Raw genomic sequence first — 15708 nt, forward strand, 5'->3', positions numbered from 1 at the left:
CCCAAATCTTAAACCGAATGTACCTCCAGAAACTTTTATATAAGGTCCTGCTATTTTCCTTGATTATTATTGGTGCTATTTCGTGTGTTAAAGATGTAGATCTCGATCAAACCGATGAAATATCTCTTCAGCCAAAAATGCAAGTAGATCTATTGATATTTGATGTAGATGAAGTAGATTTTATAGATCCTGAAACTACTGCTTTAAGAACAGTTATTAAAGATACTGTAAGGCTTGAATTTCTAGATGATAGTTACATTCAAGATGATCTGGATAAAGTGGAATTTAGCTTTAAATATAGTAACGCCTTCCCTCAAGATTTTAATACTACTATCTATCTACTTTCAGAAAATGACAGAACACAGAGAAAAATAGATCTTACAGTGAAGGGAGGTTCTTCAACCTCTCCAGAAATTACAGAAATAATAGATTTTGTAGATACAGCTGAAATTGATATGATTAAGAGATCTATTAAAATGGTAGTTGAGGTTGCTGTAGTTCCTAATACAGAACCTTTTGTGGGGGAGCTTAAATTTCAATCTAAAGGCTTATTTTATTTTGTTTTTTAAGTTATGAGAATAGTCATAAGCATTATATTATTTCTGTGTTTTTCTGTGCTCACGGCTCAGAACAAGCAGTTGTTGTATAATGTTAGTGCGCTACCACAAACCCTAATGTCCAATCCTGGAGCCAATATTAATTTTGATGGACATATAGGTATTCCCTTTCTTTCTCAAATTAGTTTTGCTGTGGGTTCTTCTGGCGTAGATATGCACGATATCTTTAAAACTTCGAGCAATGGGATAAATTCAAGAATTACTAATACAATACAGCGCCTTACCAATCAAGACTACTTTATGGTGAATGAGCAAATTGAGATCTTGTCACTAGGCTGGAGAATTAATAAAGATAATTATCTCTCGGCAGGGGTGTATCAAGAAACAGATCTGTTTGCATATTTTCCTAAGGATCCTATGGTCTTAATTAATGAAGGGAATAATGATTATCTCAATGTTCCTTTTAAATTTGAGGATGTGAGTTTTACAGGAGAAGTGCTCACCGTTTATCATTTGGGTTGGAACAAAAGAATGGATAATAAACTTACGCTAGGGGCAAGGCTAAAGTTATATTCTGGAATTTTTAATGTGGAAAGTACAGACAATTCAGGAACTTTTACAACGCGCGAAACTCCAGAGGGTTTAAATTATTATAGACATTTCGCATCCGGTATAGATATAAGAGTAAATACCTCTGGGTATGCTTCTCTTAAAGATGATAGTAAAACTGTACAAGAAGCCTCCAAAGAATTATTAAAGCGATCTTTTTTTGGAGGTAATGTAGGTGCGGGTATAGATCTAGGCGCTACCTATAAAATAGATCAAAATTTTGTGGTAACAGGAGCTATACAGGATTTTGGTTTGATGTATCAAAGAGAAGATGTTGAAAATTATCTTTACTACGGAACTTATGAAACCAGTGGTATAGAACCACTTTTTCCAGAAGTGGCTCCCGGAGGAAAAGCAATTCCTTATTGGGATATTTTTGAAGATGAAGTAGACGCAAATTTGAAAGATGAAACTATTCAGGAGTCCTACATTACTTGGAGACCATTAAAGATAAATACAAGTTTGCAATATGGTTTTGGAGAGACCGTTGGCCCATGCAACTATCTAAGACCATTAAAAAGAAGATTTGAGAACATATTTGGGATACAACTATTTGGTGTAAAGAGGCCAAGAGGTCTAAAATATGCTTTTACGATGTTCTATGATAGGAAATTCACTCCAGATCTAAGAATGAAAATAACATATACGCTAGACGATTTTTCTTATGCAAACGTAGGATTAATGGTTTCAAAGAAAATTAATAATTTTAATCTCTATCTTGCGGCAGATAATCTTTTTGGATATATCAATTTAGCCAGATCACAACATCAGGCGCTACAAATGGGACTTCAATTTATATTTATTAAATAATGAAAAACATAATTTATACCGTAATATTTATAGTACTAGGTACACTTTCAAGTTTTGCTCAAGTCAATGCATACAAGTATGTAATCGTACCAAACGAATTTGAATTTTTAAGAGAAGCAGATCAATATCAATTGAATTCTCTCACTAAGTTTCTTTTTGAAAAATATGGGTTTACCGCCTTTTTAGAAGGAGAACAACTACCTTTAGAATTAGCAGGAAATAGATGTAAAGCGCTTACTGCATTTGTAAAGAATGAGTCTGGAATTTTTTCAACTAAATTCTACGTCGGATTAAAAGATTGTAATAATAAAGAGATCTTTATTTCTAAGGAAGGTACCAGTAGAACTAAAGAATACAAAGTAGCTTATCACGAAGCTCTAAGAGATGCATTTCAATCTGTAGCAGCGTTAAACTATAGCTACAATAATTCTGAGGCTCTAAAATCAACAGATAGTACAAGTAAAAAAGAAGATATTGCTGTTGTTGAGGTAGTGGCAGTTCCAGCTGCAATTAATAGGAAGGACGAGCGTATAACAGGTAATAAATCTATGAAACAGCCTTCAGAAGATAGGGTAGATGCCAAGATCTCTGGTAATTTATCTTTCGAAATGAAGGGGAATACCTTTATTCTAAAAAGATCTGACAATGGTTATAAATTTTTTCAGAATGGAATGACTGAACCTTTTGCTGCGCTTATAGCTTCAAATAAAGAAAATAGTTTTATTTACTCTTCAGTCACTAATCAGGGTATGGCTTATTTTAACAAAGATGGAGATCTTCTGATCGAAATACTAGACAGAGCTACAAATTCTATTAATACGCTTGTCTACAAATTAAAGAACTAATATCCATATTTGCCCTTCCAACGTTTTTTTAAAAAATCGCGTTGAGCATTTTCTCGCTGATTATTTCCTGGTTCGTAAAAGGTGGTATCTTTTACCTGATCTGGTAGAAATTCTGCGGCTGCAAAGTTGTTTTCATAATTATGAGCATATTGATAGTTATCACCGTAGCCAAGGTCTTTCATAAGTTTGGTAGGTGCATTTCTAATAGATAAAGGAACAGGAAGATTTCCGGTTTGTTTTACCAAACTTTGCGCTTTATTAATAGCCATATAGGAAGCATTGCTTTTAGCTGAAGTAGCGAGATAGATTACACACTGACTTAGAATAATTCGGGATTCAGGAAATCCAATAGTGGTTACCGCCTGAAATGTATTATTTGCCATGATAAGCGCCGTGGGATTGGCATTTCCAATATCTTCACTAGCAAGTATCAGCAATCTACGTGCTATGAATTTAACATCTTCACCGCCTTCAATCATACGTGCTAACCAATATACAGCCGCATTGGGATCACTGCCCCTTATAGATTTTATAAAAGCTGAAATGATGTCATAATGTTGCTCCCCAGTCTTATCGTAGAGAACGGTATTCTGTTGTACTTTGTTCATCACCATGTCATTGGTAATTTCTACCGGGGATTCTCCCGTGCTTACAAGAAGTTCAAATATGTTGAGAAGTTTTCTGGCATCGCCACCGCTTAATCTTAAGAGAGCTTCGGTTTCTGTTAGCTTAACATTCTTTTTATTGATAATAGGATCTTCTCTCATTGCCCGCTCTAATAGTGCAATAAGTTCTTCTTTCCCAAATGGTTGTAAAACATAGATCTGGCACCTAGAAAGTAGTGCAGAGATCACCTCGAAACTTGGATTTTCTGTAGTGGCGCCTATTAAAGTTACCCATCCTTTTTCTACTGCAGCTAATAACGAATCTTGTTGAGATTTACTAAACCTATGAATCTCATCTATAAACAAGATAGGATTCTTAGTTGTAAATAGTCCTTCCCCTTTTTTAGCCCTTTCAATAACTTCTCTTATATCCTTAACCCCGCTATTTATAGCGCTAAGAGTATAAAAAGGTCTTTTGCTCTCCTGAGCTATTATATTAGCCAGGGTAGTTTTTCCAACTCCTGGAGGTCCCCATAAAATTAAAGAAGGAATCATTCCCTGTTTAATTTGCTGACTTAAGGCGCCTTTTTCTCCTACTAGGTGCTGCTGGCTTAAGTAATCTGCTAATTTCTTTGGTCTTAATCTCTCTGCTAAGGGTTCATTCATAATGCAAAGGTACTAATTAGACTCAAACCTAGATTATCTATATTGTTAAACGGGGATAGACATTTTGTCAAAAAAGTAATTTAAGCATGAGATTTGATTTAAAAAGATAGCGAGAAGAGAAACCATTCAAGATGGTTTTTAATTCTTAATTTTAAATATCAAATCACGTAATCATTGAAAGATCGTAATCCATTTAAATTTTCCACTAGAGTAATAGGGTATCCTTTACTTTTTGTACTTCTTATTTGGACGGTGTTTTGGGTGGAAATAAGATTTGGTTTAGATTTTAATTATTTAGGGATAAGACCTCGAGAAATTGTAGGTTTAAGAGGGGTGTTGTTATCGCCATTTATTCATGCAGATATAAAACACCTCTTTAATAATTCTATACCGCTACTTATATTAAGTTTGGCGCTATTTTATTTTTATCGAGAGCTTAGTTGGAAGATCTTGATCTATGGAATATTGCTTACCGGTATTCTCACTTGGTTAATTGGTAGGCCGGCAAATCATATTGGTGCCAGTGGATTGATCTACTTGTTAGCTTCCTTTCTATTTTTTAAGGGTATATTCTCTAAATTCTATAGGCTGATGGCCTTATCATTTATCGTAGTTTTTTCTTATGGGGGAATGATGTGGTTTGTAATGCCAGTAGATCCTAGTATATCCTGGGAAGGGCATTTATCTGGATTTGTAGTAGGTCTTGTTTTCTCTTTTATTTATAAAAAGGAAATAGTTGAACCTCCAAAATATGAATGGGAGCAGCCAGATTACAGCGAGGAAAATGACTTATTCATGCAGCATTTTGATGCTGATGGGAATTTTGTGGAACGCAAAGAAGAACCTGAATACCAAGAACCCGAATATCACTATATTTTTAAAAAATCTGAAGAAGAATAAATTAGAGACGTTGCCTTACAATTTCATATAAGAAAGCTCCACATGCTACAGATACATTTAGAGATCCAATTGTACCGAACATAGGTAGTTTTGCTCTATCGTTCACTATCTTTAAAACTGAAGGATTGATACCTCTTCCTTCACTTCCCATTACTAGCGCGGTAGGCTGATTTAAATTAGTGTCATATAACGTTGTATCACTTTTTTCTGTTGCTGCTACCACATTTACACCAGATCCCTGTAAGTAATATATGGCGTCTTTAATATGATTCACTTTACAAATAGGAATGTTGAATACTGCGCCGGCAGAGGTCTTCACAGTATCTGCATTTACTGGAGCTCCACCTTTATTTTGAACAATAATGGCATGGACACCTGTACATTCTGCAGTTCTTATAATTGCTCCAAAATTTCTAGCATCTGTAATTTGGTCTAACAATAGAAATAGAGGAGTAGTATCAGTATCTTCTAATACCTTTTGCACAACATCTTCCATTTCTGGAAACTCGATAGGAGAGATCTTTGCAACAACACCTTGATGGTTTCCTTGAGTAAGTTTTTGAAGTTTCTCTACAGGAACATAAGAAATGTTGAAGCCTTTTTTGTTCAATAACGTTAGAAGCTCTTGAAACAATGAATTATTAAGTCCTTTTTGAATATAGATCTTGTCTATATTCTTTTCACTTTGTATTGCTTCAATAACTGTTCTTATTCCAAAAATTGTAGTAGTATCTTCCATAAGGGCAAAGATAGGTTTTTCTTAAATCTTCTAAATAAAAAAAGCTGCCCAATTGGGCAGCTTTTAATTACTAATATTAAGTATTCTAATTACTCAGTACCACCATCATAAGTTGATTGGTCTGGGCTAGATACATCCCAGAAAACTGGAGTTTGTGCATCATCACCACCAATAGCTGTAGCAGCATCAATGTAATTAGCATTGTTCAAGTTCTGCTCATCTACAGGATATGTATATCTAAGAGGAACAAATGTTCCGCTATCTGTTGGTAAATTCAATGCAGGTGCATCATATAATCTCCAAACAGACCATCCTTGGAATGGGTTGTCAAACATTGCAATCCAGTATTGAGTTGCATATTGTTCAACAGAACCATCATAAGCTACAGAAGATTGTCCAAGATAAGCGTCTATAGCATCGCTTGAAATTCCCCAGTACTCTAAAGATGCAGTGATAGCAGCGTTGTAATGAGATTCTGCATCTCCACCAACGTTGTATCCAAGATCTGCAGCTTTAGAAAGGTTGAATTCAACCTCTGCGTAGTCTATTAATATTCCCTCTCTAGTAGGATCTAAGAATGGATCTCCAATATGGGTAAAAGACCCAAAGTTGTTACTTCCACCATAATCACCACCAACATATCCACTAGCGATGTTCTCATCAAAGAAAACTTCTCTTCTTGGATCTTCAAGAGCGTTCATGTAATCTACAATAGTTTCTGAAGCTAAGAAATCTGAACGACCACTCTGTACAAAATCTTCCCAAAGTGGGTTTGTGTTTGGATCGTTAGACTGATACTCTAAAGTTACGTTATCATCGTTAGATGTTAAAACTCCATCAGCAACTGCAGATTCTACAGTAGATTGAGAAAGACTTGGGTTTACATCTGCAAGTCTCATTCCTAATCTAAGTTTAAGGGAATTGGCAAATTTTACCCATTTACCCATATCTCCTTTAAAGATAACATCTGCACTAGTGTACCCTTGTCCAGCATTAAGTAAAGCATTTACGCTATTTAATCTTGAAACAAGATCTTCGTAGATTGCCATATCATCATCAAACTTAGGCTGAGGAAAAGCATCTGCTTGAACTGCTTCAGTGTAAGGGATGTCTCCAAAAGAATCCACTAAAACATGCCATGCGTAAACTTCAACTACTTCTAGTTGACCTAAACGTGCATCAATTTCTGCTTGTTCAAGTTCTCCGTTTTCTCTTACTACTCTTTTAGCATCCTGAAGATCAAAGATCACATCTCTGTAAAATTCTGACCATACTGCATCTGGATTTTGACGAGCTGTAAAATCATAATTTGGTTCATCTAAGTACGTAGTAGTAGTTAGATATTGCCCGAAGAATCTAAATAAAGGTTCGTTAACGTTTGGGCTAGCCATATAATCCTCTAGACTTACCGTAGCATTCGTGAATAAAAAGTCTGAAGCTACCTCTGTTGGATTTTTAGGATCCCTGTTATAATTCTCATATTTCTCATCACTCTGACAGGACCAAAGCATTGCGAGCGCTGAAACAGCAACAATATATTTTTTCATATTTTTTTAATTAAAAGTTAAGTTTAACACTTGCACCAATCTCTCTCATTGTTGGATAAGCACCAGACTGATATCCTTGTACGTTTCCAGAACTTAAACCAGCTTCAGGATCAGAGTAAGGAATGTTCTTGTCTATGATCCAAAGGTTACGTCCAATTAATGCGATAGAACCGCTAGTAAATGGAGTTGAATCTAAGATCTTATCTCCAAAAGTATAGGTTACGTTCGCTTCTCTTAATTTTACGAATCCAGCGTCATACACATGCTCTGCACTAGGAGCTCTAGCGTACCCGTAAGGGTTTGCATATGTAGAAGCATCTGCTCTAACAGTGTTTGGAGAAGTATTAGTTACTTGGTAAGATCCATCAGGATTAAATGTAACCTGTCCTTGAACTCCGTCTAAAAGAACTCCACCAGAATTAGCAGCGTATGTTCCATCTTCATTTCTAACTACAGCATCTCTTACAGGATTACCTAAGTTATTGTCACCTACACTACTTGCATAGATACCAGTTGCTCTACCATACCAAGAATCAAGAGAGAAAATATCTCCACCTTTTTGGATATCGATTAGGAATCCTAAAGATAGGTTCTTGTATGCTAAAGTGTTTTGAATACCTCCAGTCCAATCTGGTTGGAAATCTCCGATAATGTAGTTTGAATTTGGAGTTTTTACGTAGTAACCACTAGCGTTAATTAATTTATTTCCGTCATTGTCATAAACAAAGTCAGAACCTCTAATAGTACCGTAAGGTTGTCCAGGAACAGCATTAATAGAAATTCCACCTTGAGGAGAAGCTAATTGAAGGTTATCAATACCATCTGTTAACTCAAGTACAGTACTTTCGTTTTTAGCCCAGTTGATAGTCATATTCCAGTTAAAGTTCTCTGTTCTAATTGGGTTAAGATTTAAAGAAACTTCAAAACCTTTGTTCTCAATAGTACCTGCGTTCAACAATTTAGAAGTAAATCCTGTTGCAGTAGAAACTGGTACCGGAGTAATTTGATCTTCAGTTTGGTTGTTGTAGTAAGATACATCAAATCCAACTCTTCTGTTGAAGAAATCTGCCTCTAAACCAAATTCGTAAGAATTAGTACGCTCAGGTTTTAAAGCTGGATTCTTTAAACTTCCGTTGTTACTCGCTACACCTGCACCATCAAAAGGAGCATATACAGTGTAAGTATTAAATACATTGTAAGGATCTGTGTCATTACCAACTTCAGCGTAGTTAGCTCTTAATTTCGCAAAGTTTAACCACTCTCCATCAATAATGTTAGAAAGAATAATACTTGTAGAAACAGAAGGGTAATAGAATACGTTATTATTGTCCTCTATAGGAAGCGTAGAAGAACGGTCTCTACGGATAGTTCCTTCTAGGTAGTAAGTATTTAAATATCCTACTCCACCTCTTGCATAGATACCATCTAGCATTCTAGTGTTTTCGTACTCTAATGGAGGATTCATTGGGCTTGCACTGTTGCTTAAAGCGTAGAAACCTGGAGCGTTAAGACCACCATTTGTGGATGCTCTAATAGAATTTCTATCATTTCTTCTTAAGTTGAAACCAATGTTACCATCTAAGTTAAGATCTTCTGTAATGTCCTTGTTAATGTTAAGGATAAGATCATAGTTATATTCTGCAGCTCTGTTGTTGTAACGCTCGTATTTAGCGATATCTGCACTTCCTACGTTAATTCTTTCTTCTTGAAGTTCATCATAAGTATCAAAAGAGAATCTACCTAATAAGCTAAATACATCGTTGAATTCATAAGAAAGGTTTACGTTTCCAAAATATCTTGTACGAGTATCAGTTTGATAGTTTTCGTAGAATGTCCAGTAAGGGTTGTCTGAATATATTGGGGATAGGTCACTTGGACTGTTTGGGTTCCATGTAATGTTCTCTCCAGTAGCTTCATAAGCTCTTCTTTGTTCTTGCCAGTCTACGTTGGTTTGAAACCATTGTCTAAACTGTTGCATGATGTTTAAAGAACTGTATCCAGTACCATAACGACCTTTACCATTTGTTTTAGTAAAAGTAATGTTGGTTTGAGCGCTAAATTTATCTGTGAAATCGTGAGATCCACTAAATTTCAATGTATTTCTCTTAATGTTAGAGTTAGGTAAGTTACCTTCTTGATTTAAGTGAGTTCCACTAATTCTAAAAGAACTCTTGTCTGTTCCACCATCTAAAGCTACAGAGCTTATTGCAGTAAAACCAGTTTGCCAGATCGAGTTTGGATCATTAGCTCCTGCAACCCAAGGAGTTGCTTGCTGGTAGGTATCCAATTGTGGATAAATAGAATTCCACTGGTAGATGTTTCTATTTGGGTCAAAAGCTGCACCAAAAGAAGCATCTTCAGTAAATGGAGTAGACTCATCTAAGATACCATCACCATCTACATCGTATAGGTTGAAATATCCATCTTCAGAATCATAATATGGTCCGTATCCAGCACCATATTGTTTTTGATATTCAGGAAGTGTTTCCATATCTGCATTGCTCACAGTAAGTGAAGATTGTACAGATACTCCAATTCCTTTTCCTTTTTTACCTTTTTTAGTCTCAATAATAACAACACCGTTAGCTGCTCTTGCTCCGTATAATGCAGTTGCCGCAGCACCTTTTAATACGTTAATAGATGCAATGTCATTCGGGTTGATATCTGAAGCAGCGTTACCATAATCGTAACCACCTCCACCACCACGTTGTGTAGCGTCGTTGGTGTTTATGTTACTAACAGGAGTACCGTCAATAACGAAAAGAGCTTGGTTGTCTCCAGTTAAAGAAGAACTACCACGAATTACAACGTTGGTAGACCCACCCATTGTTCCAGAGCTTTTAACGTTTAGACCTGCAACTTTACCAGAAAGTGAGTTAACAAAGTTTTGACTTGGATTGTCTGAAACTTCATCACCACTAACTTCTTGTGTGGCATAACCAAGAGACTTTTTCTCTCTTTTAATACCCAAGGCGGTAACAACTACCTCATCTAGTTGAGCAGAATCTGCTTCTAGAGTTACATCTACAGTTGCTGAATCTCCAACAGGATACTCTGCTTTTTTCAATCCGATGAAAGAGAAAACCAATACATCACCTCTAGAGGCCTGGATTGAGTAATTTCCGTCAAAATCAGACTGAACACCATTAGTTGTACCTTTTACAATAATGTTCACACCCGGAATCGGAACTCCGGATTCATCGACAACGGTACCCGTTATCGGTTGTTGCTGCGCAAAGGTTACTTGCACAACAAACGCTAGTAATAGCGTCAAAATTTTACTAAATTTTGTTTTCATTGTTAATTTGTTTTGAATTAGCCAGTTCCAAAAGTCCTAATAAAAGGCATAGTATGCAAACTAATGCACTAAAAATATTAAATTAGGATTAAAATATTGTTAATAATATTCTTTATTATACTCTACTACAACCGCTTATCTCAATAAATAGGGTTGGAGCTCTAAAATAATTTAACATATTGGCGATTAAGATTCTCTCTAAATGTTAAATATATTTGCGGAATTGCTATTGTTAATCTCATAATTGCATCTTCTTTTAGGAATGAATAATGTAAATAAGACAAGGCTGCTGAAAATAAACACCTTAACATTTGAATTATTAGTTTTTATTGCTACCTTTGCAGACCCTAAAAAGTAGGGAAGGTAATTTTTAACAATAATTAGTGTAAAAGAAATTATGCCAACAATTTCACAATTAGTACGAAAAGGAAGAGCCAAAATAACCAAGAAGAGTAAATCGGCTGCTTTAGATTCGTGCCCTCAAAGAAGAGGTGTTTGTACGCGTGTTTATACCACTACTCCTAAGAAACCAAACTCTGCAATGCGTAAAGTTGCAAGGGTAAGGTTGACTAACGGAAAAGAGGTAAACGCATACATCCCTGGAGAAGGACACAATCTACAAGAGCACTCGATAGTATTGGTTAGAGGTGGAAGGGTAAAAGATTTGCCAGGAGTTAGATATCACATCGTTCGTGGTGCCTTAGATACCGCAGGTGTTGCAGGTAGAACTCAGCGTAGATCTAAATACGGAGCAAAACGCCCTAAGAAGTAATTAAAAACTTTTAATGTAAAGACATGAGAAAAAGACAGGCAAAAAAACGGCCTCTTTTACCAGATCCAAAATTTAATGATCAGTTAGTAACTCGTTTTGTTAACATGATGATGTGGGATGGTAAAAAATCGGTTTCCTTTAAAGTTTTCTACGATGCAATTGCAATAGTAGATGAGAAAAAACAAGATGAAGAGAAAACCGCTCTAGAAATTTGGAAAGATGCACTTTCTAATGTAATGCCACATGTTGAGGTGAGAAGCCGTCGTGTAGGTGGTGCAACATTTCAAATTCCAATGCAAATTAGACCAGATCGTAAAGTTTCAACTGCAATGAAGTGGTTGATCTCTTATTCGAGAAAACGTAACGAAAAATCTATGGCTCAGAGATTGGCTGGAGAGATTATTGCGGCGTCTAAAGAAGAAGGTGCTGCCGTTAAAAAACGTGTAGACACTCATAAAATGGCTGAAGCTAACAAAGCATTCTCTCACTTTAGATTCTAAAAAAAAATGGCACAAAGAGATTTAAAATTCACAAGAAATATAGGTATTGCTGCGCATATTGATGCAGGTAAAACCACTACAACAGAACGTGTATTGTTCTACACCGGAGTTAGTCACAAGATTGGGGAAGTTCATGACGGTGCAGCAACTATGGACTGGATGGAGCAAGAGCAGGAGAGAGGTATTACAATTACTTCTGCTGCTACTCACTGTAAGTGGATGTATCGCGATCAGGAATATACTGTAAATATTATTGATACTCCAGGTCACGTAGATTTTACCGTAGAGGTAGAGCGTTCTTTACGTGTACTTGATGGTATGGTAGCTTTATTCAGTGCGGTTGATGGTGTTGAGCCACAATCTGAAACTGTGTGGAGACAAGCAGATAAATATAGAGTACCACGTTTAGGATTTGTAAACAAAATGGACCGTCAGGGATCTGACTTCTTTAATGTTTGTAATCAAGTAAGAGAAATGCTAGGTGGAAACCCAGTGCCTCTTCAAATTCCTATTGGTGAAGAAAATGATTTTAAAGGTGTTGTAGATTTAATATCTAAAACAGCTCTTGTTTGGAATGAAGAAGATTTTGGAATGACCTATGAAACCATAGATATTCCAGCTGAATTGATGGATGATGTAAACAAGTACAGAACTTTATTGGTGGAAGCAGTAGCAGAATATGATGAAGCTTTAATGGAGAAATTCTTTGAAGACGAAAGTTCTATTACTGAAGATGAGATTATTGCTGCTCTTAGAGCTGCAACTATCGATATGTCTATCATTCCAATGATGTGTGGTTCTGCCTTTAAGAACAAAGGTGTTCAAATGATGTTAGATGCGGTTATGCGTTACCTTCCATCTCCTGTTGATATTGATGCTATTATTGGTGTTAATCCAGATACAGAAGAAGAAGAGTCTCGTAAGCCTCATGTAGATTCTCCATTCTCTGCTTTAGCTTTTAAAATTGCTACAGATCCTTTCGTAGGTCGTTTAGCTTTCTTTAGAGTGTATTCTGGTGCTTTAGATGCAGGTTCTTACGTATTGAACAATCGTTCAGGTAAGAAAGAACGTATCTCTCGTATCTATCAGATGCATGCTAATAAGCAAGAGCCTATAGATAGAATTGAAGCTGGAGATATTGGAGCTGCAGTTGGTTTTAAAGATATTAAAACTGGAGATTCTCTTACAGATGAGAAACACCCAATTACTTTAGAATCTATGTCTTTCCCTAACCCGGTAATTGGTATTGCTGTAGAGCCTAAGACCAAAGCCGATGTTGATAAGATGGGTATGGCTTTAGCTAAATTAGCTGAAGAGGATCCAACTTTCCAAGTTAAGACAGATGAAGCCTCTGGACAAACTATTATCTCTGGAATGGGTGAATTACACCTTGAAATTCTTGTAGATCGTTTGAAAAGAGAATTCAAAGTAGAAGTTAATGAGGGTCAACCTCAAGTTGAATACAAGGAAACTATTACTAGAAGTGCAGATCATAGAGAAACTTATAAAAAGCAATCTGGTGGTCGTGGTAAATTTGGTGATATCGTTTTTGAAATGTCTCCTGCAGATGAGGACTTTAAAGGTCCAGGTCTCCAGTTTGTAGACGAAGTAAAAGGTGGACGTATTCCTAAAGAATTTATTCCTTCAGTAGAGAAAGGATTTAAAGAAGCTATGAAATCTGGTCCATTAGCTGGATTTAAGATGGATAGTTTGAAAGTTATCTTAAAAGATGGATCTTTCCACCCTGTGGATTCTGATCAACTTTCTTTTGAATTGGCTGCAAAAATGGGATATAAAGTTGCTGCTAAAAAAGCTGGAGCTGTTATTCTTGAGCCAATCATGAAAGTAGAAGTTGTAACTCCAGAAGAAAACATGGGAGATATCGTAGGTGACCTTAACAGAAGAAGAGGGCAGGTAAACGATATGTCAGATAGATCTGGTGCTAAAGTAATTAAAGCAGAAGTGCCGCTTTCAGAAATGTTTGGATATGTTACTACATTAAGAACATTATCTTCAGGTAGAGCAACCTCTACAATGGAATTTTCTCATTATGCTGAAACTCCTTCCAATGTTTCGGAAAGTGTTATAAAAGCAGCTAAGGGTACATCAAACGAATAATATTAGGGATATGAGTCAGAAAATCAGAATAAAACTAAAATCCTACGATCATAACTTGGTTGACAAGTCTGCAGAGAAGATCGTAAAGACCGTAAAAACTACGGGTGCTGTAGTAACGGGGCCAATCCCTTTACCTACTCACAAAAAAATATTTACTGTATTGCGTTCTCCTCACGTGAATAAAAAAGCGAGAGAACAATTTCAATTAAGCTCTTATAAAAGATTGTTGGACATCTATAGTTCATCATCTAAAACTATTGATGCTTTAATGAAATTGGAATTACCAAGCGGAGTAGAAGTAGAGATTAAAGTGTGATAAATGTTTTATCAATACTTCTTAATTGAGGAAAAGATAAAAGATTTTAGCATGAAAGCATAAGCTTTCAATACATGTCCTGAGCGATTGGCGAGGGAAAAACGGAGAAAAATACATTCAGGATTGGAGTATTTTCAATCCTGAATATTTTTAATAAATAATTTAATTTAATTAATAATTATGTCTGGGTTAATAGGAAAAAAAATAGGCATGACCAGCATTTTTGACGAGAACGGGAAAAATATTCCTTGTACCGTTATTCAAGCTGGACCATGTGTTATCACCCAAGTCAGAACCAATGAGGTTGACGGGTACGAAGCACTTCAACTTGGTTTCGATGACAAAAAGACTGCTAATAAGGCTGCCACTGGGCACGCTAAAAAGGCCGGTTCTGCAGCAATGCGTAAAGTCGTTGAATTCCAAGGATTTGAAGGAGAATACAAATTAGGAGACTCTATTACTGTTGATCAATTCGTGGAAGGCGAATTTGTTGACATTGCTGGTATCAGTAAAGGTAAAGGTTTTCAAGGTGTTGTTAAAAGACACGGTTTTGGTGGTGTAGGTCAAGCTACTCACGGACAACATAACCGTTTAAGAGCTCCAGGTTCTATTGGTGCAGCGTCATATCCTGCAAGAGTATTTAAGGGTATGCGTATGGCCGGTCGTATGGGAGGTGAAAAAGTGAAAGTAGAAAACTTAAGAGTTTTAAAAGTAGTTGCAGATAAAAATCTACTTGTTGTAAAAGGATGTGTTCCTGGTCACAAAAACTCATATGTAATCATTCAGAAGTAATGGAAGTAGCAGTTTTAGATATTAAAGGAAAAGAAACAGGTAGAAAGGTTAGTCTTTCTGACTCTGTTTTTGCAATAGAACCTAATAATCACGCAGTATATCTTGATGTAAAGCAATACTTGGCTAACCAACGCCAAGGAACGCATAAAGCAAAAGAGCGTGCGGAGATTACAGGAAGTACTCGTAAGATTAAGAAACAAAAAGGTACAGGTACTGCTCGTGCAGGAAGTATTAAATCTCCAGTTTTTAGAGGTGGAGGTAGAGTTTTTGGACCACGTCCAAGAAATTACGGGTTTAAATTGAACAAGAACCTTAAAAGATTGGCAAGAAAATCTGCTCTTTCTTTAAAGGCAAATGATAAGAATATTATCGTAGTAGAAGATTTCCAATTTGATACACCAAAAACCAAAAACTTCATCGATGTTTTGAAAGGTTTAGGGGTAGATAAGAAAAAATCTCTTATAGTCTTGGGTGACGCGAATAAAAATGTATATTTGTCGTCACGCAATTTAAAAGGCACCGAAGTTGTAAGTAGCTCAGAATTAAGCACTTACAAAATCCTTAACGCAACAAGTCTTGTGTTTATGGAGGGGTCTTTAGAAGGAATTGAGTCGAATTTAAGTAAATAAATGCT

At 36.1% G+C, this 15708-nt stretch carries 14 protein-coding genes; 10 read left to right on the forward strand and 4 right to left on the reverse strand.

Annotated features, from left to right (window positions below; genetic code table 11):
• Window positions 1–17: 17 nt before the first annotated feature.
• The 3 genes from P163_RS07695 to P163_RS17830 are packed head-to-tail and all read left to right on the forward strand — an operon-like array spanning window position 18 to window position 2821.
• A complete protein-coding gene (locus P163_RS07695; RefSeq protein ID WP_034894094.1) occupies window positions 18–569 on the forward strand; it encodes a hypothetical protein in 552 nt (183 codons plus the stop codon).
• 3 nt (window positions 570–572) lie between these two features.
• Window positions 573–1976 carry a DUF5723 family protein gene (locus P163_RS07700; RefSeq protein WP_034889266.1) on the forward strand — a complete coding sequence of 468 codons (1404 nt, stop codon included), beginning with the start codon at window positions 573–575 and terminating at the stop codon, window positions 1974–1976.
• Window positions 1976–2821 (forward strand): hypothetical protein, encoded by an 846-nt coding sequence (locus tag P163_RS17830; protein ID WP_051931179.1) that lies wholly within the window; start codon window positions 1976–1978, stop codon window positions 2819–2821. Before P163_RS07700 ends, P163_RS17830 begins: the two co-directional genes overlap by 1 nt.
• Here P163_RS17830 and P163_RS07710 read toward each other — a convergent pair.
• A complete protein-coding gene (locus tag P163_RS07710) occupies window positions 2818–4092 on the reverse strand; it encodes a replication-associated recombination protein A (RefSeq protein WP_034889268.1) in 1275 nt (424 codons plus the stop codon). The two genes, P163_RS17830 and P163_RS07710, sit on opposite strands and share 4 nt — an antisense overlap.
• 174 nt (window positions 4093–4266) lie before the next feature.
• Between P163_RS07710 and P163_RS07715 the strand changes: the two genes are divergently transcribed.
• Window positions 4267–4992: a rhomboid family intramembrane serine protease gene (locus tag P163_RS07715; protein WP_034889270.1), complete on the forward strand. Its 726-nt coding sequence runs from the start codon at window positions 4267–4269 to the stop codon at window positions 4990–4992.
• 1 nt (window position 4993) lies between these two features.
• Here P163_RS07715 and rlmB read toward each other — a convergent pair whose 3' ends face one another.
• From rlmB to P163_RS07730, 3 genes are all read right to left on the reverse strand, one after another.
• Window positions 4994–5731: a 23S rRNA (guanosine(2251)-2'-O)-methyltransferase RlmB gene (rlmB, locus tag P163_RS07720; protein ID WP_034889272.1), complete on the reverse strand. Its 738-nt coding sequence runs from the start codon at window positions 5729–5731 to the stop codon at window positions 4994–4996.
• A gap of 89 nt (window positions 5732–5820) precedes the next feature.
• Complete coding sequence (locus P163_RS07725) at window positions 5821–7278, reverse strand: SusD/RagB family nutrient-binding outer membrane lipoprotein (protein WP_034889274.1); 1458 nt, start codon at window positions 7276–7278, stop codon at window positions 5821–5823.
• A 10-nt stretch (window positions 7279–7288) separates the two neighbouring features.
• Entirely contained in the window at window positions 7289–10576 is a 3288-nt protein-coding gene (locus P163_RS07730; RefSeq protein ID WP_034889275.1) for a SusC/RagA family TonB-linked outer membrane protein, read from the reverse strand.
• A 397-nt stretch (window positions 10577–10973) separates the two neighbouring features.
• Between P163_RS07730 and rpsL the strand changes: the two genes are divergently transcribed.
• From rpsL to rplD, 6 genes are all read left to right on the forward strand, one after another.
• Window positions 10974–11348 (forward strand): 30S ribosomal protein S12, encoded by a 375-nt coding sequence (rpsL, locus tag P163_RS07735; RefSeq protein WP_006795815.1) that lies wholly within the window; start codon window positions 10974–10976, stop codon window positions 11346–11348.
• Window positions 11349–11371: 23 nt separating this feature from the next.
• On the forward strand, window positions 11372–11848 hold the full coding sequence (rpsG, locus tag P163_RS07740; RefSeq protein WP_034889278.1) for a 30S ribosomal protein S7: 477 nt from the start codon (window positions 11372–11374) through the stop codon (window positions 11846–11848).
• Between the two features lie 6 nt (window positions 11849–11854).
• Entirely contained in the window at window positions 11855–13966 is a 2112-nt protein-coding gene (fusA, locus tag P163_RS07745; RefSeq protein WP_034889280.1) for an elongation factor G, read from the forward strand.
• Window positions 13967–13976: 10 nt separating this feature from the next.
• Window positions 13977–14282, forward strand: coding sequence for a 30S ribosomal protein S10 (gene rpsJ, locus P163_RS07750; RefSeq protein ID WP_010230113.1), 306 nt, complete (start codon window positions 13977–13979; stop codon window positions 14280–14282).
• A 180-nt stretch (window positions 14283–14462) separates the two neighbouring features.
• Complete coding sequence (gene rplC, locus P163_RS07755) at window positions 14463–15074, forward strand: 50S ribosomal protein L3 (protein WP_034889282.1); 612 nt, start codon at window positions 14463–14465, stop codon at window positions 15072–15074.
• Window positions 15074–15703, forward strand: coding sequence for a 50S ribosomal protein L4 (gene rplD, locus P163_RS07760; RefSeq protein ID WP_034889284.1), 630 nt, complete (start codon window positions 15074–15076; stop codon window positions 15701–15703). Before rplC ends, rplD begins: the two co-directional genes overlap by 1 nt.
• The last annotated feature ends 5 nt before the right edge of the window (window positions 15704–15708 follow it).

Origin of the sequence: Gillisia sp. Hel_I_29, assembly GCF_000744275.1 — a bacterium.
Classification (GTDB): Bacteria; Bacteroidota; Bacteroidia; order Flavobacteriales; family Flavobacteriaceae; genus Gillisia.